The organism is Flavobacterium agricola, from assembly GCF_025919725.1.
Taxonomy (GTDB): Bacteria; Bacteroidota; Bacteroidia; order Flavobacteriales; family Flavobacteriaceae; genus Flavobacterium; species Flavobacterium agricola.
In genome coordinates, this window is the sequence record NZ_CP081495.1 from 2,531,230 (window position 1) to 2,556,787 (window position 25,558).

Here is a 25,558-nt window from a genome sequence, read left to right on the forward strand (position 1 = left end):
ACAAAAGTTTCCTGAGTTTTTTTTATCTATTAATTAATTAAAAGGATTATTTTAGCAAAAAAAATTACTATGCGAAGTGTTGCAGAATATCAAGAGATATTAAATAACTTTTTAGCCGATATAAAAATACCTACTGAACCTAAAAATTTATACGAACCTATATCTTATATTTTATCTATTGGAGGTAAGCGTATGCGCCCTATTTTAACGCTAATGGGTGCCGAAATATTTGATTGTGATTATAAAAAAGCTTTTCATGCAGCAACTGCGGTTGAATTGTTTCATAACTTTTCATTAATTCATGACGATATTATGGATGATGCGCCTTTGCGTCGTGGTCATCAAACCGTACATGAAAAATGGAATACCAATACCGGAATTTTATCTGGAGATGCCTTGCTAATTTTAGCATATCAATATTTTGAAAATTACGAACCGCACATTTTTAGAGCTTTAGCTAAAATTTTTAGTAAAACAGCTTTAGAAGTTTGTGAAGGGCAACAATTGGATATTGATTTTGAACAACGAAATGATGTGGCGATTGACGATTATATTCTCATGATTAAATACAAAACCGCTGTGTTGGTTGCGGCTGCCTTAAAAATGGGAGCAGTTGTTGCAGAAACATCTGATAAAAATGCCGATTTAATTTATGATTTTGGATTGAATTTAGGTATTGCATTTCAGTTACAAGACGATTATTTAGATGCTTTTGGTGATCCGTTAACTTTTGGTAAGCAAGTAGGGGGTGATATTATTGAAAACAAAAAAACCTTTTTATATTTAAAAGCTTTAGAATTGAGTGATGCTGAAACTAAAAAGCAGTTAATTGCCCTATTTAATAGTAATCCTGAAAATGTTACTGAGAAAATAGAAACTGTAAAACAACATTTTACAGCAACTAAAGCAGTGTTACATACGCAAGAATTAATAGAAACTTATACATTAAAAGCTTTTAAAACTTTAGAAGATTTAGATGTTCCTGCATCTAAAAAACAAGGATTAATAGATTTTGGAAATATGTTAATGAAACGTAACGTATAATTTTATGGACAACAACTTTCAGTTTCCGGCTACGGTAGATCAGCTTTTTGTGCAAGCCAATCAATTGGATTTGTATCAAGCTCTTATTCAACAACTAAGAAAAGATTTTACCTTAGCAAATTCTGAAATTACATTGTCTGAAAATATGTTGCCCGAGCAAGTTTTTGGTGCTGTGCAAAATAAAATTTTTAGTTTGTTGCACCACGATTTTGCTGCTTATTTAAATTTGCTATACATTATAGATGTACCCGAACATATAATTAAAAAGCTCGACGGAAGTGATTTCGGCGAGCTTTCTTATCAAATTAGTTTTTTGCTACTTAAACGCGAATGGCAAAAAGTTTGGTTTAAAAAATATTATTAAAAATATACACGTACAAACGGCATCCAAGCTTGGTTGTAAACCATATCATTTTTATTAAATAAAATATTGTAACGAATACCTACTGTTACATTGTTTTGGCTATATCCTGCGCCTAAAAATAACCCCGTATTCCAAAAGTTCTGTTTTTCAGACGGCGTAATCCACAAATTAGTATTATTTACGCGAAGTTGTTCAAGCTCCACCGAAAGTTGTACCTGCTCAATCGGATTTACTAATCCCAGTAAACTTACGCCATACATATTCGATTTATAAACATTTTTTTGATGCAAGTAGTTGTATTGTAAACCAACACCAGCAGCAACAATTGGGTTAAATTGATATATTGCACTTGGGCCTACTACAATATTTGTCAGGTTGTTACCAATGCCTACGCCTAGGTTTCCACCAAAACGGGTACGTTCCCAAAAATTACTTTTTTGGTTATTTTGAATACCTTCTTGTGCGTAAATGTGAAAACTTAAGCCTAAAAAAAGTGAAATTGTCAGTAAAAACTTCATTTTACCTATATTTTTCTTTGCCATAAATCCTTTATGAAATGTTTATACTATAAAAATACGAAAAACATTGTATTTTTTGCAGAAAGAATTGTAAATTTGCTGTAATATTTAACCAAAAAAGGTCTTTAGACGAGTATATGGATAGGTTTTCCTTTTTAAATGCGGCACATACTGCTTTTTTTGCTGATCTATACGAACAGTATTTGCAGTATCCTGATAGCGTAGAACCAAGCTGGAGAAGTTTTTTTCAAGGGTTTGACTTCGCTAACGAATACAATGGTAATGGTCCGGTTGAGCAATTAACTACGGCTTATAATAACAATTCTTCTAACAGTTCACCAGCTTCTAATCCAGAAGCATTACAAGCTGTTCAGAAGGAATTTTACGTTTTAAGACTAATTGATGCATATAGAACGTACGGACATTTATTGGCAAAAACGAATCCCCTTCGTGAACGTCAAGTAGAAAAACCAGATTTGTCGCTTGCTAAGTTTGGATTAACAAATGCAGATTTACAAACACGTTTTGAAGCTGCAAAAACAGTTCAATTACAAACTTCAACTTTACAACAAATTATAGATCATCTAGAAGCTGTATATTGCTCACACACTGGTGTTGAGTTTACTTACATTTTAGAAGAGTCGAAAAGAAATTGGGTAGCAAACTATTTTGAAGGCCCAAATAATGCGTTATCAAAACAACAAAAACAACATATTTTAGAAAAGTTAATTCAAGCAGCAGCTTTCGAAAACTTTTTCCATACTAAATATGTAGGTCAAAAACGTTTCTCTATAGAAGGTTTAGAGGCTGCAATTCCAATGTTTGATGCTTTAATTGAAGCAGCTGCAGAAAAAGGAGTTAGAGATTTTGTTATGGGTATGGCGCACCGCGGACGTTTAAACGTTTTAGCAAACATTTTTGGTAAGCCAGCAAAAAATATTTTTACTGAATTTGATGGTAAAGATTATGTTGGTGCAGAAGAATCGTATGACGGTGATGTTAAATACCATTTAGGATATACATCAACTAAAGAAACTAAATCAGGACATAGCATTAACATTAACTTGGCACCAAACCCATCGCACTTAGAAACGGTAGGTCCGGTTATAGAAGGTATTGCACGTGCAAAACAAGATAGCTTATATGCTGACGATTTTTCTAAAGTTTTACCAATTACGGTACACGGAGATTCTGCTGTTGCAGGACAAGGTGTTGTTTACGAAACCGTACAAATGTCAAAACTACGCGCATACCAAACAGGTGGTACAATTCGCGTAGTATTAAACAACCAAGTTGGGTTTACTACAAACTTTACTGATGCACGTTCGGGCGTTTATTCTACCGATGTGGCTAAAGTTGTAGGAGCACCTGTTGTACACGTAAATGCTGATGATACAGAAGCAGCTGTAAAAGCAATTTTATTTGCTTTAGATTACAGAATGACATTTAATGAAGATGTTTTTGTAGATTTAGTAGGTTACCGTAAATACGGCCATAACGAAGGTGATGAACCTCGTTTTACACAACCGGTTTTATATAAATTAATTTCTAAACACAAATCAGTACGTAACATTTACAGTGCTCGTTTAGTTGAAAATAACGAAATTACTGAAGCAGAAATCACTGCTTTAGAAACTAAATATAAAAACTTACTTGAGGAAAACCTTGAGGAAGCAAAAGCTACTGAAAAAGCAACCATCATTCCTTTCTTAAAAAATGAGTGGGAAGGTTACAATATTGCCAATCAATCTAAAATGTTACAAACTTTTGAAACTAAAGTTTCTAAAGAAAGATTAGATGAGGTTGCTGCAGTTATAACTGCTTTACCAAGCCATAAAAAATTCATTAATAAAGTTTCTAAATTATTTGGTGACCGATACAAAATGTATTTTGAAACCGATAAATTAGATTGGGCTTTAGGTGAAATGTTGGCTTATGGTACCTTAATGCAAGACGGATTTGATATTCGTTTTTCAGGACAAGATGTACAACGAGGAACGTTTTCACACCGTCATGCCGTTGTTAAAACAGAAGATACTGAAGAAGAAGTTACTGTTTTAAACCGATTAGCTGACGTTAAAGGTAAAATGCATATTTACAATTCTCACCTTTCAGAATATGCTGTTTTAGGTTATGAATATGGATACGGATTAACAAACCCGAAAGCATTACCAATTTGGGAAGCACAATTTGGAGATTTCTCTAACGGAGCTCAAATTATGATTGACCAATATATTACTGCCGGTGAAGATAAATGGAGCAGCCAAAACGGATTGGTTATGTTGTTACCTCACGGTTACGAGCACCAAGGAGCTGAGCACTCATCAGCACGTCCGGAGCGTTATTTACAATTATGTTCAGAACATAATATGTACGTAGCAAACTGTACAACTCCTGCAAACCATTTCCATTTGCTACGTCGTCAAATGATTACTGATTTTAGAAAACCATTAATTGTGTTTTCTCCAAAATCATTGTTACGTCACCCATTAGCGGTTTCGCCAATTGAAGATTTTGTAAACGGATCTTTCCAAACCGTGGTAGACGATCCAATTGTTACAGATAAAAAAGCAGTTAAAACTTTAGTATTTGTTTCAGGTAAGTTCTACTATGATTTACAAGCAGAAAAAGAAAAATTAGGTCGTACAGATATTGCTTTTGTTCGTTTAGAACAATTGTTCCCATTAGATATCGAAGCTATTAAAGCGGTATTGGCACAATATCCTAATGCTTCTGATTACGTTTGGGCTCAAGAAGAACCTAAAAACATGGGGGCGTACGGCTTCATGTTAATGAACTTTGACTTAGTTAAGTTAAGATTAGCTTCGCCAAAAGTTGCTTCGGCTCCTGCAGCAGGTTCGTCAGTTCGTTCTAAAGAACGTTATGCTTATGCTATTGCACAAGTTTTCGATAAAGATTTAAAATAAAAAATATAAAACAACTTCTAAAAAAATATTCCAATGAGTATCTTAGAAATGAAAGTTCCTTCACCGGGGGAATCAATCACTGAAGTAGAAATTGCTACTTGGTTAGTTAAAGACGGAGATTATGTAGAAAAAGACCAAGCTATTGCTGAGGTTGATTCAGATAAAGCAACATTAGAATTACCTGCTGAGGCTAGTGGAATTATTACACTAAAAGCTGAGGAAGGTGATGCAGTTGCTGTTGGTCAAGTAGTTTGTTTAATTGATACTGCTGCTGCAAAACCAGAAGGTGGTGCACCTGCTGCTGAGGCTCCAAAAGCTGCACCTGCTGCTGAAGCTCCAAAAGCTGCTCCAGCACCTGCACAACCAGCAGCTACATATGCTACAGGTTCTGCATCTCCAGCGGCTAAAAAGATTTTAGACGAAAAAAATATTGCTGCTACAGATGTTAAAGGTACTGGTAAAGACGGTCGTGTAACTAAAGAAGATGCAATTAATGCTGTTCCTTCTTTCGGAACGCCAACAGGTGGTGCAAGAAACATTTCTCGCAAAAAAATGTCAATGTTACGCCGTAAAGTTGCAGAGCGTTTAGTTGAGGCTAAAAACACAACTGCTATGTTAACTACATTTAATGAAGTTAACTTAACAGAAGTAAACAAATTAAGAAGTCAGTATAAAGAAGCATTCAAAGCAAAACACGGAGTTTCTTTAGGTTATATGTCTTTCTTTACAAAAGCTGTAACGCGTGCGTTACAATTATTCCCAGATGTTAACTCAATGATTGATGGTCAAGAACAATTAAATTTTGATTTTATTGACATTTCAGTTGCAGTTTCTGGACCAAAAGGTTTAATGGTTCCTGTTGTACGTAACGCAGAATTATTGTCTTTCCGTGGCGTAGAAGCAGACATTAAACGTTTAGCTACAAGAGCTCGTGACGGTCAAATTACAGTTGATGAAATGACTGGCGGAACTTTTACAATCACTAACGGTGGTGTATTTGGTTCTATGTTATCAACTCCAATTATCAATCCTCCGCAGTCTGGTATTTTAGGAATGCACAACATTATTGAGCGTCCAGTTGCTGTAAATGGTCAAGTAGTTATTGCACCAATGATGTACATTGCATTATCTTACGATCACAGAATTATTGACGGACGTGAATCAGTTGGTTTCTTAGTTGCTGTTAAAGAAGCTTTAGAAAACCCAATGGAATTATTGTTAGATAACAATCCAACAAAAGCATTCGAGCTATAGTTCTCTATATTCTATATAAAAAAAGCTACCCAACGGGTAGCTTTTTTATTTTTGTAACAAATACAAATAGCGTTTTTCATAATCTATCAGTGCTTTGTGCGTAATTAATATATCAGCTCCAATAATACCATCAATTGGGGCAACGTTGTGTGTTACCAGAGCTAAGTTTACATGGCTTAAATCTAAGCTAATAAAGGTAACCTTGCTTTTTTTCCATTGTGACAAGCTAAGCGTGTTATCTTTAGCTATTTTAGTTTCAATGCCTCCCTTTCCGGCACCGGTTGCCGTATGGCCGCTTATTGTTGCCGTAATGTTATATTCAATTTCATCTTCAGTACTTATGCAGCTGTTTGAAGCGCCCGTATCTAAAATAAAACGTGCCGGAACGCCATTAACTTTTCCATTAATTATGATATGTTTGCTTTTACAAATTTTGAAAGGAATTTTTTTGTAATTTCTCTCTAATAAGGTTGTACTTTCGTTTACCATTAATACTGATAATAAGTTATAAATTGTTTGTATTTTTGCTAAAATTTGTTTGCATGAAATTTATTGACACGCATTCGCATTTGTATTCCGATCAGTTTGATGCCGATCGTGATGCGGTGTTAGAAAATGCCATAAAAAAAGGAGTTACCAAAATTATTTTACCAGCAATAGATTCGTCTTACGCACCTAAAATGTACGAATTAGAAGCCAGCTATCCTGAAAATATTTTTGTAATGATTGGTTTGCATCCTTGTGATGTTAAAGAAAATTACGAAAATGAGTTGCTTTATATTGAGAACGAATTAAAACGTAGAAAATTTTGTGCGATTGGCGAAATTGGTATTGATTTGTATTGGGATAAATCTACGCTTGAAATTCAGAAAATAGCGTTTCAGAAACAAATTCAACTCGCAAAAAAATATAAACTACCAATTAACATTCATTGCCGTGATGCGTTTGATGAGGTTTTTGAGGTGCTTGAATTAGAAAAAGGCTCTGATTTGTTTGGCGTTTTTCATTGTTTTACCGGAACTTTAGAACATGCCCAACGTGCCATATCGTATAACTTAAAGTTAGGAATAGGCGGGGTGGTAACGTTTAAAAATGGTAAAATTGATACGTTTTTAAATCAAATACCTATAACCGAATTGGTTTTAGAAACTGATGCGCCTTATTTGGCACCCGCCTCCGTACCGTGGTAAACGTAATGAAAGTGCTTACGTGCCTTTAATTGCCGAAAAAATTGCCGAAATTTACCAAATGCCATTAACCGAAGTGGCACAAATAACAACTCAAACCGCGCAAATTATTTTTAAAATATAAATTTGTTAGCGTTTAACTTATAAAAAAAATAAAATGTCTAAATACGATTCCATACGTTTTTTTTACGACAGTGAGGTAAATCCTATATTAAAACAAGTTGTGCATCATCCTATTTTAAAAGCGATGATGAATTATACGTTTCCGGATATGACCGATGAACAATGGAAAGCACAATTGTTGCGAACGCATTCTATTCGTGATTTTCAGGCAAATTTTATTTACCACGCTTTGCAACAAGTAATAAAAAATACGTCTGAAGGTTTATCAACTTCTGGTTTTGAAAAGCTACAACCCAATACGCCGTATTTGTTTATTTCTAATCATCGCGATATTATTTTAGATACGTCATTATTAAATGTTTGCCTTTTAGAAAAAGGTTTGGTAATGACAGCATCTGCCATTGGAGATAATTTATTAAAAAAGCAATCTTTAGAATTGATTGCCAAACTAAATCGTAATTTTATTATTAAACGTGGGTTACCTCCGCGCGAATTACTGTTAAGCTCTAAATTAGTTTCAGAATATATTGAAAAGCTTTTAGTACATAAAAATTGTTCGGTTTGGATTGCCCAACGTGAAGGCAGAACGAAAGACGGAAATGATGCAACGCACCAAGGTGTTTTAAAAATGATTGCTATGGCAGATACGCAGGGCAATGTTTTAGAATATTTTAAAAAGCTTAAAATTGTTCCTGTTTCAATTTCATACGAATACGATCCGAGCGATTCATTAAAAATACCACGCTTGTTAGCGCAAGCGCGTAACGAAGCGTATATTAAAGCTAAAAATGAAGATTTTGTTACCATTTTAAGTGGTTTAATCGGTCAAAAAAAACATATTCATATTCATGTAGGTGATGTTTTAGATGCTGAATTAGATGCTATTGCAGCCGAATTTCCGCAAGCTAACAAACAAATTCAAGCTGTTGCAGCTGCTATTGACGATCAAATATTACAAAACTACAAACTTTGGCCTACCAACTTTGTAGCTTACGATATTGTACATCAAACCAATACATTTGCACATTTATATACCGAAAAAGACAAGCAATTGTTTAAACGCCGTTTAGAAATGCAATTAATGGGCGAAAACGAGCATTTAAAGCAACAATTTTTAAATATGTATTCTAATCCGGTGGTAAACCGTTTAAAATATGGAAGCATCGAATAAAATAAAAATTCTTTTAATTTATACCGGTGGTACCATTGGTATGATTAAAGATTCTATTACCGGCGTTTTAAAAGCTTTTAATTTTGATGAGCTTTTGCATCGTATTCCTGAGTTGAATTTGTTGGATTGTGAAGTAGAAACCTATTCTTTTGAAAATCCAATTGATTCTTCAAACATGAATACAGAACATTGGGTTATGATGGCTGATGTAATTGAAAAACATTATGCTACTTACGACGGATTTGTTGTTTTACACGGGTCAGATACCATGTCTTATTCTGCATCAGCATTAAGTTTTATGTTAGAAAACTTAAGTAAACCTGTTGTTTTTACAGGTTCTCAGTTACCAATTGGTGATTTGCGTACGGATGCGAAAGAAAATTTGATTACAGCCATTCAAATCGCATCGTTAACAGAAAATAATAAACCGGTTATTACCGAAGTTTGCTTGTATTTTGAATACAAATTATACCGCGGTAACAGAACTACAAAAATTAGTGCCGAACATTTTAATGCTTTTACCTCGCCAAACATGCCAGCATTGGCAGAATCTGGCGTGCATTTAAAAGTCCAGAAAGAATTGTTATTACCTAAAACTACAGCAAATACAAACTTGTTAGTTCACCGTAAATTTGATACCCATGTTTTGGTTTTAAAAATATTTCCGGGATTAACAGTTACCATGTTACAAGCTATTTTAAATATTCCGAATTTAAAAGGATTGGTTTTAGAAACTTACGGTTCGGGTAACGCGTACAACGAACCTTGGTTTATTGATGCCATTCAAAATGCGGTTAAAAATGGCATGTTTGTGGTTAATGTTACGCAATGTTCTGCCGGAACCGTTAATATGGAAAAATACGAAACTGGTATTCAATTAAAACAAATTGGTGTTATATCCGGTTACGATATAACAACCGAAGCTGCTGTAGCCAAACTAATGTTTTTATTAGGATTAAAAACAGACCGATCGCAATTTCAAACCGTTTTTGAAACACCGTTGCGTGGCGAATTAACTCAAGAAGTTGCTCATTAAAAAATACATTATGGTAAAAAAACTTTTACAATTCGGCTTTTTGTTATTTTCTGTGTTTGCCTTGCATGCACAAGAACCGATTATTATTGAAAATCCGGTAGATTCTTTATACCGTGAAGATCAGTTTTATGTAAACGTTTCTTATAGCATGATGCAAAACAAACCTTCGGGATACAAACAGCGCGGCTATTTTTCTAATTTTTCTTTTGGTTTTTTGCGAGATTTCCCACTAAACAAACAGCGTAATATTGCTATTGCTCCCGGATTTGGTTATACGTACAGCCATTTAAAAAGTAACTTGTTGATTTTACCAGAAGATGCTATAGCTGGCGCTTCTACAAACGGATCGCAGTTTGAAGTTTTACCTATTGCTTCTTCACGCCGCAATAACATGCAATATCATACTATTGATGTGCCTATCGAATTTCGCTGGCGCACTTCCACACCAGAAAGCCATAAATTTTTTAGAGTTTATGCAGGATTAAAGTTCAGTTACATTTTCGCCGACAAATCGGTTTACGAAGAAGGAGCAGTTCATTATAAAGTAAAAAATATAGATAATTTAAATCGGTTTCAAACCGGAATTTATTTAGCTGCCGGATATAATACTTGGAATGCTTACGCGTATTATGGTTTAACGCCTTTATTTAAAAGCAGTGCAACCAATCCGGAACCTATTAAGTTAAATGCTTTACATGTTGGGCTTATTTTTTACATTTTATAACCACAAAGTAAAAAGCTGTGCTTGGCAATAAATGCCAATTAAAGTGCCCCAAAGCAATTCAGACGACGTATGCGCCTTCATAGCTAATCGAGAAGAAGCTACGCAGCCCGTTAAAACAATTAAGCAACAAATTAGCGTTAAGCTTGGATACCCCGATTTTATATTCATGCCAATAATAAAAGTTGCCATACCGCTAATGCCAATCATATGTAAGCTTATCTTTTTATTCAATAAGGCGGCCAATAACGCTAAAATAGCACTTAACATGGCACCAACAAAAAAATATCTAATTTCGTATTGTGCAATTGGTTTTAAGGAGTAAAAACTAATAAAATAAAAGTAAATGCTTTGTATGGCTAAAGGTAAACGCCTTTGTTTTACATTATTTACCATAATATCTGTTTTTAAAAGTTTAAATGATATTAGTAAATAAAATAGCAAAATAGGTAATATGACTGTTAGCAGAACCACTTGTAATACGAAGTAATACATGGTGTAAACCGAAAAAATAGTTCGGTATACAAAAAAGAAGTAAATTATAGTATAAACCGAAACAAATAACGGGTGAAAAATATATGAAAAAAGTTTTAATATAGGTTTCATAAGTAATTTGTTTCGGTTTTTAATTATATTTTTTTACGCATTCTGGCAACAGGAATATCTAGTTGTTCTCGGTATTTAGCAACCGTTCTGCGCGCAATAGGATAGCCTTTTTCTTTTAAAATATCGGCTAATTTATCGTCTGGTAAAGGTTTGTTTTTATCTTCTTCTTCAATTACATTTTGAAGAATTTTTTTAATTTCAATAGTAGAAACATCTTCGCCCTGATCGTTTTTCATTGCTTCAGAGAAAAAGTCTTTTAACAATTTAACCCCGTATGGTGTATCAACATATTTAGAATTGGCAACGCGTGAAATGGTTGAAATATCTAAACCTACCATATCGGCGATATCTTTCAAAATCATAGGTTTTAGCGTGGTTTCATCTCCGCTTAAAAAATATTCTTCTTGATATTGCATAATGGCTGACATGGTTACCAATAAGGTTTCGTTACGTTGTTTAATGGCATCAATAAACCATTTAGCCGAATCTAGTTTTTGTTTGATAAACTGAACCGCATCTTTTTGTTGATTGGATTTTTCGCGCGTATCTTTATACGTTTGTAACATATCTTTATAATCACGAGAAACGTGAAGCTCTGGATTGTTACGTCCGTTTAAACTTAATTCTAATTCGCCTTCAACAATTTTAATGGTAAAATCTGGAATAATATGCTCAACCGAACGGTTGTTGTCGTAAGATCCGCCTGGTTTTGGGTTTAAACGTTCAATTTCTTCAATCGCTTTTCTCAGTTCTTCTCGATCAATATTAAAACGCGTAATTAGTTTGTCGTAATGCTTTTTGGTAAAGGCATCAAATTGATCTTCTATGATATTAATTGCTAATTCTACCGATTGTGTTGGAGTTTTTGCACGTAATTGTAACAACAAACATTCTTGCAAATCGCGAGCACCAACGCCAGCTGGTTCTAGCTGATGAATAATTGTTAAAACGCGTTCTACCGTTTCTTCGTCGGTATAAATACCTTGCGTAAAAGCCAAATCGTCAACCAAATCTTGAGTTGTACGACGTAAATAACCCATATCATCAATGCTGCCAACTAAAAAATCGGCTATTACCCGATCTGCATCGGTCATGATAAAGGTGGTTAATTGATTTATTAAATCTTGATGAAAGCTTACGGCTGCAGCAAACGGCATTTCACGTTCCTCATCATCTTCGCTATAATTATTGCTTTGTAGCTTGTATTCTGGCGTTTCGTCGTCGCTTAAATATTCATCAATATTAATTTCGTCTGTTTCTATAGATTGGCTGTCGCCATCGTCGTATTCGTTGGTGTCGTAATCGTCAAGCTCTGTATCGCTATCTTCTTTACCAGTTTCTAAAGCAGGGTTTTCTATCAGCTCTTCTTTTAATCGTTGTTCAAATGCCATAGTGGGCAGCTGAATCAATTTCATTAATTGAATTTGCTGGGGAGAAAGTTTCTGAGATAATTTTAATTGTAAATGCTGCTTTAACATAATAATAAGATCGGATGGTATAAAAAAAGTTCCAAGTTAAAGTTACTATAAAAACTTAAAACTTGAAACTTTGTTATGGGTTTATGCTGTAAATTTTAACTTAAAATTCTGCGTTTTGTGGTGTACGTGGGAAAGGAATTACATCACGAATGTTTGTCATTCCGGTTACGAATAATACCAATCTTTCAAAACCTAAGCCAAAGCCCGAGTGAACGGCTGATCCGAATTTACGTGTATCTAAATACCAGTATAATTCTTTTTCATCAATTCCTAAAGCTTGCATTTTTTCTAGTAATACGTCGTAACGTTCTTCACGTTGTGAACCTCCAACAATTTCACCAATACCAGGGAATAAAATATCCATTGCACGAACGGTTTTTCCGTCTTCGTTTAAACGCATGTAAAATGCTTTAATTTTTGCTGGATAATCAAATAAAATTACTGGACATTTAAAGTGTTTTTCTACCAAGAATCGTTCGTGTTCCGATTGTAAATCTGCACCCCATTCGTCAATAATATATTGGAATTTTTTATTTTTATTTGGTTTTGATGCTTTTAAAATATCAATAGCTTCGGTGTATGAAACGCGTTTAAAGTTGTTGTCTAAAACAAAGTTTAGTTTTTCTAACAACGCCATTTCTGAACGTTCTGCTGCTGGTTTAGATTTCTCTTCTTCTAATAATCTAGATTCTAAGAATTTTAAATCATCTGGACATTTTTCAACCGCGTATCTTACTACATATTTAATAAAATCTTCGGCTAAATCCATGTTACCATCTAAATCGCAAAAAGCAACTTCTGGTTCAATCATCCAGAATTCTGCTAAATGGCGTGATGTGTTTGAATTTTCTGCACGAAACGTAGGGCCAAAGGTGTATATTTGACCTAATGCCATAGCGTAAGCTTCACCTTCTAATTGACCAGAAACGGTTAAATTGGTGTGTTTTGCAAAGAAATCTTCTTTGTAGTTAATTGTTCCGTCTTCGTTTCTTGGAGCTGATCCGTCTAATGGTAACGATGTTACTTGAAACATTTCGCCTGCGCCTTCGGCATCAGATCCGGTAATAATTGGTGTGTTTACATAAGCAAAACCACGCTCTTGAAAATATTGATGAACTGCGAAAGCCAATACAGAACGAACACGCATAATTGCACCAAATGCATTGGTACGAATACGTAAATGAGCGTTTTCACGTAAAAATTCTAACGAATGTTTTTTAGGTTGCATTGGGTATTTTTCTGGATCAGAATCACCCAAAATTTCTATTTTAGAAACCTGAACTTCATAATTTTGTCCGCTTCCTTTACTTTCTACCAAAGTACCAATTACAGAAATAGCTGCTCCGGTGGTAATGCGTTTTAATAATTCGTCAGGTGTGTTTTCAAAGTCAACAACACACTGAATATTATTTATTGTAGAGCCGTCATTAACAGCTATAAACTGTTTGTTTCTGAAAGTTCTAACCCAACCCTTTACGTTAACTTCTTGCAAAGCGTTTGTTCCTGAAAGGAGCTCTTTAATTTTAGTGTGTTTCATTACTACTTGATTTTTGTTTAACTACTACATTTGGTTATTCAGTTGTTTTATAAACAAATGCTTGCAAATGTAATGAAATTGTATGTGATTTTATGCATAGTTATATTATAATTAAGGATAAAATGCTCACATTGTTGTATAAAAAAATCCTTTATCTTGGTGGATAAAGGATTTTTAAAAACTTATACTTTCATTATTTCGGCTTCTTTAACCGCTAAAAGTTCGTCTATTTTTTTAATAAAGTTGTCTGTTAATTTTTGTACTTCATCTTCAGCAACTTTACACATATCTTCAGATGTGCCTTCTTTTTCTAATTTTTTAATATCAGAATTAGCATCCTTACGTACGTTACGAATGCCAATTTTAGCTTCTTCAGCTTCGGCTTTCGCTTGTTTTACTAAATCTTTACGACGCTCTTCTGTAAGCACAGGAATATTAATAATAATAGATTCTCCGTTGTTCATTGGGTTTAACCCTAAGTTCGCAATTAAAATTGCTTTTTCGATAGGAGTAATCATGCTTTTTTCCCATGGCGTTACGGTTAACGTTCTTGCATCAGCAGCGTTTACGTTTGCAACTTGTGAAAGCGGCGTTTGCGCTCCGTAGTAATCTACAAAAACTCCACCTAACATTTGCGGTGATGCTTTACCAGCACGAATATTTAAAAATTCTTTATCTAAGTGGTTTAACGAACCTTGCATTGATTCTTTCGCACTGTCTAAAATAAAATCTATTTCTTCTGTCATTTTGCTAAAAATTATAGTAAAATTATATGTTTACAACAGTTCCGATATTTTCGCCTTTACAAACTTTTAATAAGTTTCCTTCGGTATTCATATCGAAAACTAAAATGGGTAGCTTGTTTTCTTGACTTAAAGTAAAGGCTGTGGTATCCATTACGTTTAAACCTTTGCTTAACACATCTTCGAATGAAATGTAATCAAACTTAATTGCATTTGGATTTTTTTCTGGATCTGAATCGTAAATACCATCTACGCGAGTACCTTTCATAATTACATCAGCTCCAACTTCAATTCCTCGTAAAACTGCTGCTGTATCAGTTGTAAAATATGGGTTTCCAGTTCCTGCTCCAAAAATTACAATACGTCCTTTTTCTAAATGGCGAGTTGCACGGCGTTTGATATAGGGTTCAGCAATTGCTTCAATTTTCAAAGCAGTTTGTAAACGCGTTTTCATACCTGCAGCTTCTAAAGCACCTTGTAAGGCCATACCGTTAATAATGGTAGCTAACATGCCCATATAATCGCCTTGTACACGGTCCATGCCGTTTGATGCGCCAGCAACACCTCTAAAAATGTTACCTCCGCCAATTACAATGGCAATTTCTATACCTAAATCATGAATTTGTTTGATCTCGGTAGCGTATTCTGCTAACCTTTTAGGATCAATTCCATATTGGCGTTCACCCATTAACGCTTCACCACTTAACTTTAAAAGGATTCTTTTGTATTTCATTATGATATCAGATTCGATTGCGCAAATATAAAATTTTATCTTCTTTAAATAGGTATAATATTTTTATAAATTTCCTACTTCTGTTTTTTCAAAAGTACTTTTGGCTTTTTTGTATCCAATTTCAAAAATTTTGTCCATAATTCGTTTGTTGGTTTCAAAAGTGCTGTATTGAGCCAATTCACTAGGTTGGATTAAAATATCGCACATTCTAAATTTGTTTTGATTGGTTTGATGTTGCATCAAATCTAACGCATGGCTCATAACATTTTTAATAGAAGTTAAATATTTTTCGTCAACCTTTTGTAACGGGCTTACGTACGAGCCGATAAGCAAATCGCAACGTCCTTGAATTACATCGGTTGGAAAATGGTTTAGAATGCCACCATCTGAATAAATTACTTCGTCAATAATATGTGGTGACATAACGCCAGGAAATGCACACGAGGCCATAATGGCATCAACAATTTTAGATTTTGCATCAAAAATGCGTATGCGATTGCGTACCATATCGGTAGCGGTTATGTAAAGCTTAATTTTTAAATCGCCAATTATAGCATCTTCAAAAATAGTATCAAAAACGGTTTTTAGGGCTTGAGAATCTATAAATCCGGCTTTACGTAGGGTAAAATATTTCCATCTAAAAAAATCGATTTTTTTTACAAAATCTAAAATTTCTTTCGAACTGAATCCCCAAGCATATAAAGCACCAACAATGGCACCCGCACTGGTTGCTGAAATCATGTTGGGTTTTATATCTAATTCTTCAAGATATTTTAAAACACCAGCATGTGCAACGCCTTTGGTTCCGCCACCCGAAAAGGTTATTCCGATATTTTTACAATTTTGAATCATATTGCCATTAAAAAAATCACTAAATTTATAGTTTAATTATAGTTAAATAAAAAATGGAAGCTTTAACAATTGCCACTGCTTTTACTTACGCAGCTTATCGTGAAAAAGTTAGTCAAGATTTACAATATAAATTAACGCATACTCCAGACGATGCTTTACTGCCTTATACGCAACTGAATGAAACGCGTATGAATCGTTTAGACAAAACTATTGTTTTAACGGATGAAGTTCGTGCTAAATTGCAACAACTTAAACAAAAATATACATTTTACGTAATTAGTGAAGGCTGGTGCGGGGATGCGGCTCAGTTATTACCTGTAATAAATAAATTAGTTGAAGGTACAGATGCTATTCAGCTAAAAATTATTTTTAGAGATGATAATTTAGATATTATGAATCAATATTTAACCAACGGTTCTCAATCTATTCCAAAGTTAATTATTTTAGATGATAAAGATGATGAGGTTGCTGTTTGGGGCCCACGCCCGGTTCCTGCTACCGAATTAATTCAGGAAAATAAAAAACAATTTGGTAAAGTTACGGACGAAGGTAAAGCTGCATTACAAGTTTGGTATAATAAAGATAAAGGTGAAACTACGCAAAAAGAAATTGTTGCGTTATTAAAATAAAAAAAAATCCCGTTTTAAAACGGGATTTTTTTTATTTTAATATACACCTAAAGCTTTTAAAAATATATTTAAACTCCAAATAATAATTAGTAAACCAACACCAATAAACATTTGTTTTACAGGTAATTTACCTGCTAATTTAGCTGCCAAAGGTGCTGCAATGGTTCCGCCTAAAACTAAAGCTAAAATAAGTTGCCAATGCCCAATACCAATAACAGTAAAAAAAGTTAATGCGCTGGCCATGGTAACAAAAAACTCGGTTAAACTTACCGTTCCAATAACATATTTAGGTGTTTTTCCTTTAGATATTAAAGTACTGGTAACTACCGGTCCCCAGCCGCCGCCGCCAAATGAATCTAAAAACCCTCCAATTCCGGCTAACCAACCTACGCGTTTAATTTTTTTACGCGCTGTACGTTTTTTAAAGGCATTGGTAAATATTTTAATTCCTAAAATTAACGTATAAGCAGCTAATATAGGTTTAATAATATTTGCATATTCATCTCCTAAGGTAGAAAGTAAAATAGCCCCAATTACGGCACCAGCAATACCCGGATAAACAATGTTTTTTAATAGTTTTTTGTTGATGTTTCCAAACTTATAATGGCTAAATCCGGAAGCTCCACTAGAAAATATTTCGGCCGTATGAATACTACTGCTGATCGACGGTAGCGGAACGCCTAAATACAATAAAGCTGCAGTACTGGTAACTCCGTACCCCATTCCTAAAGCGCCATCAATCATTTGGGCAATAAAACCTACGCAAAGTAATATTACAAAACGATCGTCGGTGTTTTCATTTAAAAATTGAAAAGCCAGATTTACATCCTGCCAAGTAAAATAAAAAGAAAGAATGTTAATGAACAATAAAATAATGAATGCTAAAAAGCTAAATAAAGCAATGTGCCTCCATTTTTTTTCACCATTTCCTCTTTTTCGTTTATCAACTTTGCTTAGGCTAAAAGTTTCTTCTATCGGTATTTCTTTATCATGTGCTAATGCCAACCAAGTTTTACTGCTTTTGGTTGGGTTCACAACAATAACTAAACTAACTAATTGTAAATAATTTTCGGTTAACAATTCTACGCGCTCCACTTGCGGATCTTTATCCATTAAAGCACGAATATCGTCGCTTAAACTTGGCGCATAAACAAAAATTTTGCCTATAATTTTGCTTTGCAATAATTTGTTAAGTTCTTCGGCTGCTGCCGTAGAACCGCCAATTAGCAAAACTTCTATTTTTTTCGGGGTAGATTTGTTTCCCATAACTTATTCTAATATTCCGGCACCTACAGTAACATTCGAATTTTCATCTATAAATATAATTCCACCTTGTGCTTGTAAATTAGCAAAGGCATCATATGCCATTGGCGTTACTGTTTTAAGATTGATTTTAGCAATTTGATTTAATTGTACTTCTGTAGCATCAAATTGTTTTTCGAACGTATTTACATCAACCAAATATTTAATAGATTTTACCACCGCTTTTAAACGATTGGTTTGATTTTGAATTAAATATTTACTACCAACCTGAAGTGGCTTTTGGTGCATCCAACAAACCTGAACTTCTAGCTCATTACTAAATTGAGGTAGCTGATTTAAGTTTACTAATAAATCACCTCGGCTAATATCAATATCTTTATCTAATTGAATTACGGCAGATTGTGGTGCAAAAGCTTCGTTAACTTCTTTTAAATTTACTTCAATTGTTGCAATGGTTGCTTCAATTTCAGATGGATAAACTTTAATTTTATCTCCCTTTTTAAATATTCCGCTTGTAATTTTACCGGCGTAACCGCGATAATCGTGTAATTCGGTAGTTTGAGGACGAATAATGTACTGAACCGGAAAACGGCTTGCTTCTAAATTTACGTGCTCTTGAATATTAACCGTTTCTAAAAAGCTTAATAATGTTGGGCCGTTGTACCAAGGCATTTTTGCTGATGCATCTACAATGTTATCACCGTTTAAAGCGCTAATTGGTATAAATGTTACTTGGTTTAGGTTTAATTTTTTGCTTAGTTCTTGAAATTCGGCTTCAATGTTACGGTAAATAGCTTCGTCAAAATCAACTAAATCTAGTTTATTAACCGCAACTACAACTTGTGGAATTTTTAGCATAGATGCAATAAACGCATGGCGTTTGGTTTGCTCGCTAATACCGGTACGTGCATCAACTAATAAAATAATTAATTGCGAATTTGAAGCACCGGTAATCATGTTACGCGTATATTGAATGTGCCCAGGCGCATCGGCAATAATAAACTTACGTTTTGGTGTAGAAAAATATTTATATGCTACATCTATAGTAATACCTTGTTCGCGTTCGGCACGTAATCCGTCTGTAATTAAAGCTAAATCTAAAACGCCATTGTCTTTAAATTTGCTTGCTTTTTCTATTGCTTCAATCTGATCAATTAAAATACTTTTGCTATCGTATAATAAACGACCGATTAAAGTACTTTTTCCGTCGTCAACATTTCCGGCGGTTATAAATCGTAATATATCCATTTGTGCGTTTCGTAATAATTAAAAATAACCTTGTTTTTTGCGATCTTCCATTGCTGCTTCAGAAATTCTGTCGTCAATTCTGGTTTCGCCACGTTCGCTGGTTTTAGAAGCCATAATTTCGCTAATAATATCATCAATAGAATGCGCTTCTGAGGCAACTGCTGCAGTACATGTCATATCGCCCACGGTGCGGTAACGTACATTTTCATTGGTAATAATATCGCTTTCTTCAATAACCACAAATTCGTTTGTTGCTAATAATTGGTTTTGAACGTGAATAACCTCTCGGTTGTGTGTGAAGTAAATAGAAGGTAATTGAATGTTTTCGCGCTTAATGTAGTTCCAAATATCTAATTCGGTCCAGTTGCTAATCGGGAAAGCTCTTACGTTTTCGCCTTTGCTAATTTTTCCGTTATATAAGTTCCACAATTCTGGGCGTTGTAATTTAGGATCCCAACCGCCAAATTCGTCACGAACCGAGAATATACGCTCTTTCGCACGTGCTTTTTCTTCGTCACGGCGAGCACCTCCAATACAACAATCCAATTCAAATTCTTCAATGGTTTCTAAAAGCGTGTACGTTTGTAAAGCATTACGGCTTGCAAACTTACCTTTAGCTTCTTTTAAACCTTGGCGTTTAATGGTATCTTCAACTTTTCTAACAATTAGTTTTTCACCAATTTGCTCGGCCAGTTTGTCTCTAAATTGTAAAACTTCCGGAAAGTTATGTCCGGTATCAATATGAATTAATGGAAAAGGGAATTTTCCTGGTTTAAAGGCTTTAAGTGCTAAATGCACCAAAGTTATACTATCTTTTCCGCCACTAAAAAGCAATGCCGGGCGTTCAAATTGCCCTGCAACTTCTCTAAATATATGAATTGATTCAGATTCTAATTGATCTAAATAATCTAGTTCGTATTTTGTACTCATGTTATTTATGTATATGTAGTCCACATTCTTTTTTTGATGCATCTTCCCACCACCAACGGCCGGCTCTAAAATCTTCGCCTTCCTGAATTGCACGCGTACATGGTGCACAGCCAATGCTCACAAAACCTTTTTTGTGCAAGCTGTTGTATGGAATTTGGTTGTTGGTAATAAATTCTTGAACCTGATCGGTTGTCCAGAATAAAATAGGATTGAATTTTATAATTTGATGCGTTTCATCCCATTCAAAAACCGGAATATCTTTTCTGTTTGGTGAATGTTCAGCACGCAATCCGGTTATCCAAACTTGTTTACCTTGTATTGCTTGGTTTAACGGAATTACTTTACGGATGTTACAACATTGCTTTCTGTTTTCTACCGATTGATAAAATGAATCGGGCCCTTTTTCGGTTAAAAAAGCACTTAATTCTGCTGCGGGTGGGGTATAGGTTTTAATTTTTACTTTGTACTTGGCTACGGTTCTGTTCCACGTTTCATACGTTTGTTCAAACAAACGCCCGGTATCTAAAGTAAAAATTTCTACAGGTTCATTTTTTAGTAAAAAAGTGATTGCCTGATCTTCATAACTAAAGCTTGTAGAGAAAACAATTTCAGAAAAATGTTGTGTTAAATAGGCTATTTGTTGTTGAAAATCAAGTTTGTCGATGCCTTGTTCTAACAACGCATCGTATTTGGTTTTTAATACGGTATTCATCACGTAAGTTTATATATACAAATATATAAATTCTATAAGTTATACCAAAATGGTATAGTTTTAATGCAAAAAAAATAGATGATTAGCCTTTTATAAAGGCTTCAAGGGTTGCTTGCATCATGCTAGCACGGGTTTCGTCACGAATAATAATTAATTGTTTGCGTAAATAACAAGTTGCTTCGTCTAAACAATCATCACATTTTTCGTAATAATTTAATGAAACGCAAGGCGTAAGAGAAATTGGACCGTCAAAAATACGGTATAAATCGGCCAGAGAAACTTCTGAAGGATGTTTAAGTAAGTAATATCCGCCGCCAATGCCTTGTTTGCTGTTTACTAATTTCCAGCGTTTTAATTCTAACAAAATTTGCTCCAAAAATTTTTTTGGAATATTTTCTTTTTCGGCAATATGTGCTGTAGTTAAACTGCCTTGTTGGTAGTTTCTTGCCAAGCAAACCATTGCTTTTAATGCGTATTTACATTTTTTAGAAATCATAACTTTGTTTTAGAATTGCTGTTTGTTACAGCACATTGCTAGGACAAAGCTAACAAATTTATTTGTATTAAAACGATGAAGTACGTGGTTTGGTTTGATTTAACGAATTAGTTCTAAAAAATACGAGGTTGGTGTGTTTTGGTACAATGTTATTTTAATTTGAATATCTGGATCGCCTGGATATTTAACTACTTCGTACAAACGTAAGCTATCAATTGTAGTTGCATTTTCATTTTTTTGGGAATCAAATTTTGCATCTGGATATTCGTTTTTTACATCGTTTAAAAATGAATCTGCATGAATTCCGGCTAAAGAAATTGCTTCGTTTTCTGGTTTGTCATAGCCATAAATACTTCCTTTAAATATGCTGTTTATTGCATATTGCTTTTGACTTAATGTAATATTCATAATAAATGGTTTAAATTGTATTTAAATGTACGTTTTGTTAAAGACAAAATAGGACGTTACAAAAAAAAGAAAGCAAAATGCTTTCTTTTAATTTATTCGTTTTAATGTAATTTTATTATCTAAACTCATGCCGCCGGGGTTACAACCTGGTTGTTCTTCTGGAATTTCGATGCCTTGTTTTTTAAAATGAGTAACCCAAATTGGAAAATAATCTGCAGAATTTGGTTCTTTGTACGTCATCGGAAATAATTGAAAAAACGGTTGATTGTTATTGGCAGTTAAAAATGCATCGTAAATTAATTCTGAACAATAATATTTTCCGTTGTTGTATATAAAATCACTATCGTACGGAATGCCTAATTGGTTTTCTGAAAAAGTTAAAGCGTTTGGAATTAACTTTTGGTATTCGGGTAATAATTCTCCAACATAAATCGGATCTTTAGAATAAGCCAAAAATGTTTTTATGGGTGTTTTAACAACGGCCTTGCCAATGGCTTCGTAAACAAAAGTTTCTCCGTTTTGTACCACAACCAATCCCATATGATTAAACTTTTCGTTATTATATCCTTGCGTAACCGCATTTATGGCATCGCACATTGGTCCGCAATTGATGTTAATAAATAATAAATCGCCGTTTTTAAACGAATGGTTTTGTGCTGTAAAAAGCTGAGTTAGCAATAACGCAAGTAAGAAAATTATTTTTTGAAAGATGTTTTTTATAACAGACATGATTGTAATCGATTTAAATTGAAAAAAGAAGCTTATTCAGCTTCTTTATAATTGGGGTTATATGTTTTTTCAAAATCAAGAGGATGCACGGCATCGTTAACCGAATACGCTCCAATTTTTGTTCGGCGTAAAGCAGTTAAATGTGCTCCCGATTGTAAAGCTTTTCCGAAATCGTAAGCTAATGATCGAATATAAGTTCCTTTGCTGCAAACTACTCTAAAATCTATTTCAGGTAAGGCAACGCGGGTAATTTCGAAAGTCATAATTTCAACTTTGCGTGCTGCAACTTCAATTTCTTCTCCTGCGCGAGCATGTTCGTACAAACGTTTGCCATCTTTTTTAATGGCAGAAAATACAGGTGGAAACTGATCGATTTCTCCAAGAAACGTTTGGCGTGCTTGTTCAATCAATTCATCTGTAATATGTTCGGTTGCAAAAGTTTCGTTTATTTCGGTTTCTAAATCGTACGATGGTGTGGTTGCACCAACGGTAATGGTGCCGGTATATTCTTTAATTTGCCCTTGTAATTCAGAAATTCGTTTGGTGAATTTGCCCGTGCAAATAATTAATAAACCTGATGCTAACGGATCTAACGTTCCGGCGTGCCCAATTTTAAATTTTTTAGGTAATCCTAAGTTTTTAATTAAGGCATATTTTACTTTGTTAACAGCCTGAAAAGAACTCCAAGTTAAGGGCTTGTCGAGTAATAAAATTTGACCTTCTTGAAATTCTTCTGGAGATAATTTTGTCATTATTTATTTTAAAAATGTATATAGGATTACAAAAACTCCTACAATAGAACAATAGATTGAAAAATATTTAAGCTTGGCTTTTTTAACAAATTCAATCATCCATTTACAAGCAAATAAGCCCGAAATAAATGCAGCTAAAAAACCACAAGCTAAAGGTAAAATATCAAAAGTTAATGCAGCTTCTGCTTTAGATGCATCTAAATATTCTTTAGCAGCAGCACCAATTATTAAAGGCAAAACCATTAAAAACGAAAAGCGGGCTGCTTTAGCTTTATCATCGCTCAAAATGATTGATGTTGAAATGGTTGATCCTGATCTCGAAATTCCGGGTAGCAACGCAGCAACAGCTTGTGCTAAACCAATAATTATAGAATCTTTATAACTAATATCTTTTCCTGTGCTTTTTGCTTTATCGGCTATGTACAATAAGGTTGCGGTAATTAATAGCATAAAACCAACTAAGCGCAGGTTAGAAAATAATTCTTCTAGCGTATCTTTTAAAAACAGTCCAACAATTACTGCTGGAATCATAGAAAGAATAATTTTTAAAGAAAACTGCGTTTGTTCGTTCCATTTAAACTGAAACAAACCTTTTATAATTTCTAAAATATCTTTTCTGAAAACCACAATGGTGCTTAATGCTGTTGCAAAGTGCAAAATAATGGCAAACATTAAGTTTTGGTCTTCTTCGTATTTTAATCCTAAAATTTCTTGTGCAATTACAATGTGCCCGCTCGATGACACAGGTAAAAATTCGGTTAATCCTTGTACAATACCAACAATTATGGCTTTAATAACTTCAATCATTACTTCACTTTCTGTTTAGCAAAAATAGAATATACGCAAATAGCAAAGCCCAATAAAACTATTGTTGGTGCTAAGTGAATGCGTCTAAAGCTAAAAATAGCGTCGCTGTAAACTTCTGGGTTGTCGCTACCGCCGCCAATCATTAATATAAAACCAAGGGCAATGGCAACAATACCACCAATTAGAATTTTATACTGATATGCAGAAAATAACAGATTCTGTTTTGTTTCTTTTTCCATAAAAATTAATATAAATCGTCTGTACGTAAATTTAAAAATCGTTGTGTTGCAAAAAAGGTACTAACAAAGGTGATAAAAAAGCCGAATAAAAGTACGCCTACAAAAACAATAGCCATAGCGCCATAATCTTGCAATATGCCTAAACTCGGAAACCATTTGTTTACATAAACCAATAAAATAATTAGGCCAATAATTGCTAGTACAGAACCTATTAAACCCAATAATAAGCTGCGCTTAATAAAAGGTTTGCGAATAAAGGCTTTGGTTGCACCTACCATTTGCATGGTTTTAATTACAAATCGGTTAGAATATATAGATAAACGCAGCGCGCTGTTAATTAACAGCATAGAAATTACCATAAAAATACCGCTAATAATTAAGGTCCAGTAGGTAATGCGTTTAATATTTTCGTTAGCTAAATCAACCAAACGTTTGTCGTAAATAACTTCGGCAATATGCGGGTTGTTTTTAAAATCGGCTTCAATTTGTGCTAAGCTATCGCTTTCTACATAAGCACCTAATAAATTTAAATCAAATGAATTTGGTAACGGATTCATTCCTAAAAACTGCATAAAATCTTCGCCTACAATATCTTTATTGTTTGCCGCTGCTTCTTCTTTAGAAATAAATACATAACCTTTTAAGTAGTTTTTACTTGCCAATTCTGCATCAAAAGCTTTAAGAATAGAATCGTTCGCTTCATCTTTAAAATAAACCGACATCGGAATCTTTTCTTTAAAATTATTCGATATTTTTTCTGAATGAATTAAAAACAAGCCCAAAGCGCCCAGTAAAAAAAGCACTAAAAAAATACTAATTACTACAGAAAAGTAGGATGAAATTAATCTTCGTCGCTGAAACTTGTCGTATGATGATGCCATTATTATTAAATTTGAACTGTAAAAATATTAAAGATTTTTGTAACTAAAGCAGATTGTGTGGCTTAAAGTTTTTACATTAATACAATAAGCGTAAATTTGCACTTTATGATGTGTTACAAGTACCACAACTTAAACACAAAAATATACAAAAAATTCCGTTTAAATACGAT

The 25,558-nt window shown here is 34.0% G+C and carries 27 protein-coding genes and 1 pseudogene; 9 read left to right on the top strand and 19 right to left on the bottom strand.

Annotation, left to right across the window (positions count from 1 at the left end; translation table 11 throughout):
• Positions 1–69 precede the first annotated feature (69 nt).
• Together K5I29_RS12500 and K5I29_RS12505 are read left to right on the top strand one after the other, a co-directional pair.
• Entirely contained in the window at positions 70–1,044 is a 975-nt protein-coding gene (locus K5I29_RS12500; RefSeq protein WP_264433678.1) for a polyprenyl synthetase family protein, read from the top strand.
• 4 nt (positions 1,045–1,048) lie between these two features.
• Positions 1,049–1,408, top strand: a complete 360-nt coding sequence (locus K5I29_RS12505) for a hypothetical protein (protein WP_264433679.1) — start codon at positions 1,049–1,051, stop codon at positions 1,406–1,408.
• Here K5I29_RS12505 and K5I29_RS12510 read toward each other — a convergent pair.
• Positions 1,405–1,950 (bottom strand): hypothetical protein, encoded by a 546-nt coding sequence (locus tag K5I29_RS12510; RefSeq protein WP_264433680.1) that lies wholly within the window; start codon positions 1,948–1,950, stop codon positions 1,405–1,407. The two genes, K5I29_RS12505 and K5I29_RS12510, sit on opposite strands and share 4 nt — an antisense overlap.
• 113 nt (positions 1,951–2,063) lie before the next feature.
• Between K5I29_RS12510 and K5I29_RS12515 the strand changes: the two genes are divergently transcribed.
• Both K5I29_RS12515 and odhB read left to right on the top strand, forming a co-directional pair.
• Positions 2,064–4,853 carry a 2-oxoglutarate dehydrogenase E1 component gene (locus K5I29_RS12515; protein WP_264433682.1) on the top strand — a complete coding sequence of 930 codons (2,790 nt, stop codon included), beginning with the start codon at positions 2,064–2,066 and terminating at the stop codon, positions 4,851–4,853.
• Between the two features lie 33 nt (positions 4,854–4,886).
• Complete coding sequence (gene odhB, locus K5I29_RS12520; protein WP_264433684.1) at positions 4,887–6,107, top strand: 2-oxoglutarate dehydrogenase complex dihydrolipoyllysine-residue succinyltransferase; 1,221 nt, start codon at positions 4,887–4,889, stop codon at positions 6,105–6,107.
• 45 nt (positions 6,108–6,152) lie between these two features.
• Here odhB and K5I29_RS12525 read toward each other — a convergent pair whose 3' ends face one another.
• Positions 6,153–6,596, bottom strand: a complete 444-nt coding sequence (locus K5I29_RS12525) for a retropepsin-like aspartic protease (protein WP_264433685.1) — start codon at positions 6,594–6,596, stop codon at positions 6,153–6,155.
• Positions 6,597–6,649: 53 nt separating this feature from the next.
• On the opposite strand from K5I29_RS12525, the pseudogene K5I29_RS12530 reads away from it, so the two are divergent.
• The 4 genes and pseudogenes from K5I29_RS12530 to K5I29_RS12545 all read left to right on the top strand — a co-directional run bounded on the left by K5I29_RS12530 (position 6,650) and on the right by K5I29_RS12545 (position 10,348).
• Positions 6,650–7,418 (top strand): annotated as a pseudogene (locus K5I29_RS12530) (TatD family hydrolase).
• A 33-nt stretch (positions 7,419–7,451) separates the two neighbouring features.
• The gene (locus K5I29_RS12535) at positions 7,452–8,588 is read left to right on the top strand and encodes a 1-acyl-sn-glycerol-3-phosphate acyltransferase (protein ID WP_264433686.1); all 1,137 of its coding nucleotides are present in this window, start codon (positions 7,452–7,454) and stop codon (positions 8,586–8,588) included.
• Positions 8,572–9,624: an asparaginase gene (locus K5I29_RS12540; protein ID WP_264433687.1), complete on the top strand. Its 1,053-nt coding sequence runs from the start codon at positions 8,572–8,574 to the stop codon at positions 9,622–9,624. The genes K5I29_RS12535 and K5I29_RS12540 overlap by 17 nt, the downstream gene beginning before the upstream one ends.
• 10 nt (positions 9,625–9,634) lie before the next feature.
• Positions 9,635–10,348: a porin family protein gene (locus K5I29_RS12545; RefSeq protein WP_264433688.1), complete on the top strand. Its 714-nt coding sequence runs from the start codon at positions 9,635–9,637 to the stop codon at positions 10,346–10,348.
• Here the strand turns inward: K5I29_RS12545 and K5I29_RS12550 are convergent.
• The 6 genes from K5I29_RS12550 to K5I29_RS12575 all read right to left on the bottom strand — a co-directional run bounded on the left by K5I29_RS12550 (position 10,343) and on the right by K5I29_RS12575 (position 16,294).
• Positions 10,343–10,741 (bottom strand): hypothetical protein, encoded by a 399-nt coding sequence (locus K5I29_RS12550; RefSeq protein ID WP_264433689.1) that lies wholly within the window; start codon positions 10,739–10,741, stop codon positions 10,343–10,345. The genes K5I29_RS12545 and K5I29_RS12550 overlap by 6 nt on opposite strands.
• A gap of 233 nt (positions 10,742–10,974) precedes the next feature.
• Positions 10,975–12,429 carry an RNA polymerase factor sigma-54 gene (gene rpoN, locus K5I29_RS12555; RefSeq protein WP_264433690.1) on the bottom strand — a complete coding sequence of 485 codons (1,455 nt, stop codon included), beginning with the start codon at positions 12,427–12,429 and terminating at the stop codon, positions 10,975–10,977.
• A 100-nt stretch (positions 12,430–12,529) separates the two neighbouring features.
• Positions 12,530–13,966 carry an asparagine--tRNA ligase gene (asnS, locus tag K5I29_RS12560; RefSeq protein WP_264433691.1) on the bottom strand — a complete coding sequence of 479 codons (1,437 nt, stop codon included), beginning with the start codon at positions 13,964–13,966 and terminating at the stop codon, positions 12,530–12,532.
• Positions 13,967–14,148: 182 nt separating this feature from the next.
• Entirely contained in the window at positions 14,149–14,712 is a 564-nt protein-coding gene (frr, locus tag K5I29_RS12565; RefSeq protein WP_264433692.1) for a ribosome recycling factor, read from the bottom strand.
• Between the two features lie 22 nt (positions 14,713–14,734).
• Complete coding sequence (gene pyrH / locus K5I29_RS12570; protein WP_264433693.1) at positions 14,735–15,442, bottom strand: UMP kinase; 708 nt, start codon at positions 15,440–15,442, stop codon at positions 14,735–14,737.
• A gap of 63 nt (positions 15,443–15,505) precedes the next feature.
• Positions 15,506–16,294, bottom strand: a complete 789-nt coding sequence (locus tag K5I29_RS12575) for a patatin-like phospholipase family protein (protein ID WP_264433694.1) — start codon at positions 16,292–16,294, stop codon at positions 15,506–15,508.
• Between the two features lie 53 nt (positions 16,295–16,347).
• Between K5I29_RS12575 and K5I29_RS12580 the strand changes: the two genes are divergently transcribed.
• On the top strand, positions 16,348–16,923 hold the full coding sequence (locus K5I29_RS12580; protein WP_264433695.1) for a thioredoxin family protein: 576 nt from the start codon (positions 16,348–16,350) through the stop codon (positions 16,921–16,923).
• A 36-nt stretch (positions 16,924–16,959) separates the two neighbouring features.
• Here the strand turns inward: K5I29_RS12580 and K5I29_RS12585 are convergent, their stop codons facing one another.
• The 11 genes from K5I29_RS12585 to K5I29_RS12635 all read right to left on the bottom strand — a co-directional run bounded on the left by K5I29_RS12585 (position 16,960) and on the right by K5I29_RS12635 (position 25,388).
• Complete coding sequence (locus K5I29_RS12585; protein WP_264433696.1) at positions 16,960–18,189, bottom strand: sulfite exporter TauE/SafE family protein; 1,230 nt, start codon at positions 18,187–18,189, stop codon at positions 16,960–16,962.
• A gap of 3 nt (positions 18,190–18,192) precedes the next feature.
• Positions 18,193–19,434, bottom strand: coding sequence for a sulfate adenylyltransferase subunit 1 (locus K5I29_RS12590; RefSeq protein WP_264433697.1), 1,242 nt, complete (start codon positions 19,432–19,434; stop codon positions 18,193–18,195).
• A gap of 18 nt (positions 19,435–19,452) precedes the next feature.
• Complete coding sequence (cysD, locus tag K5I29_RS12595; RefSeq protein WP_264433698.1) at positions 19,453–20,364, bottom strand: sulfate adenylyltransferase subunit CysD; 912 nt, start codon at positions 20,362–20,364, stop codon at positions 19,453–19,455.
• Between the two features lies 1 nt (position 20,365).
• Positions 20,366–21,076 carry a phosphoadenylyl-sulfate reductase gene (locus K5I29_RS12600; protein WP_264433699.1) on the bottom strand — a complete coding sequence of 237 codons (711 nt, stop codon included), beginning with the start codon at positions 21,074–21,076 and terminating at the stop codon, positions 20,366–20,368.
• An 82-nt stretch (positions 21,077–21,158) separates the two neighbouring features.
• The gene (locus tag K5I29_RS12605; protein ID WP_264433700.1) at positions 21,159–21,572 is read right to left on the bottom strand and encodes an RrF2 family transcriptional regulator; all 414 of its coding nucleotides are present in this window, start codon (positions 21,570–21,572) and stop codon (positions 21,159–21,161) included.
• A 99-nt stretch (positions 21,573–21,671) separates the two neighbouring features.
• Positions 21,672–21,980: a hypothetical protein gene (locus K5I29_RS12610; RefSeq protein ID WP_264433701.1), complete on the bottom strand. Its 309-nt coding sequence runs from the start codon at positions 21,978–21,980 to the stop codon at positions 21,672–21,674.
• An 87-nt stretch (positions 21,981–22,067) separates the two neighbouring features.
• Positions 22,068–22,709, bottom strand: a complete 642-nt coding sequence (locus tag K5I29_RS12615; protein ID WP_264433702.1) for a YiiX/YebB-like N1pC/P60 family cysteine hydrolase — start codon at positions 22,707–22,709, stop codon at positions 22,068–22,070.
• Positions 22,710–22,741: 32 nt separating this feature from the next.
• Complete coding sequence (truB, locus tag K5I29_RS12620) at positions 22,742–23,461, bottom strand: tRNA pseudouridine(55) synthase TruB (RefSeq protein WP_264433703.1); 720 nt, start codon at positions 23,459–23,461, stop codon at positions 22,742–22,744.
• 3 nt (positions 23,462–23,464) lie between these two features.
• A complete protein-coding gene (locus K5I29_RS12625; RefSeq protein ID WP_264435200.1) occupies positions 23,465–24,265 on the bottom strand; it encodes an undecaprenyl-diphosphate phosphatase in 801 nt (266 codons plus the stop codon).
• A 2-nt stretch (positions 24,266–24,267) separates the two neighbouring features.
• Entirely contained in the window at positions 24,268–24,507 is a 240-nt protein-coding gene (locus tag K5I29_RS12630) for a DUF3098 domain-containing protein (protein WP_264433704.1), read from the bottom strand.
• Positions 24,508–24,512: 5 nt separating this feature from the next.
• The gene (locus K5I29_RS12635; protein WP_264433705.1) at positions 24,513–25,388 is read right to left on the bottom strand and encodes a cell division protein FtsX; all 876 of its coding nucleotides are present in this window, start codon (positions 25,386–25,388) and stop codon (positions 24,513–24,515) included.
• Positions 25,389–25,558: the final 170 nt, after the last annotated feature.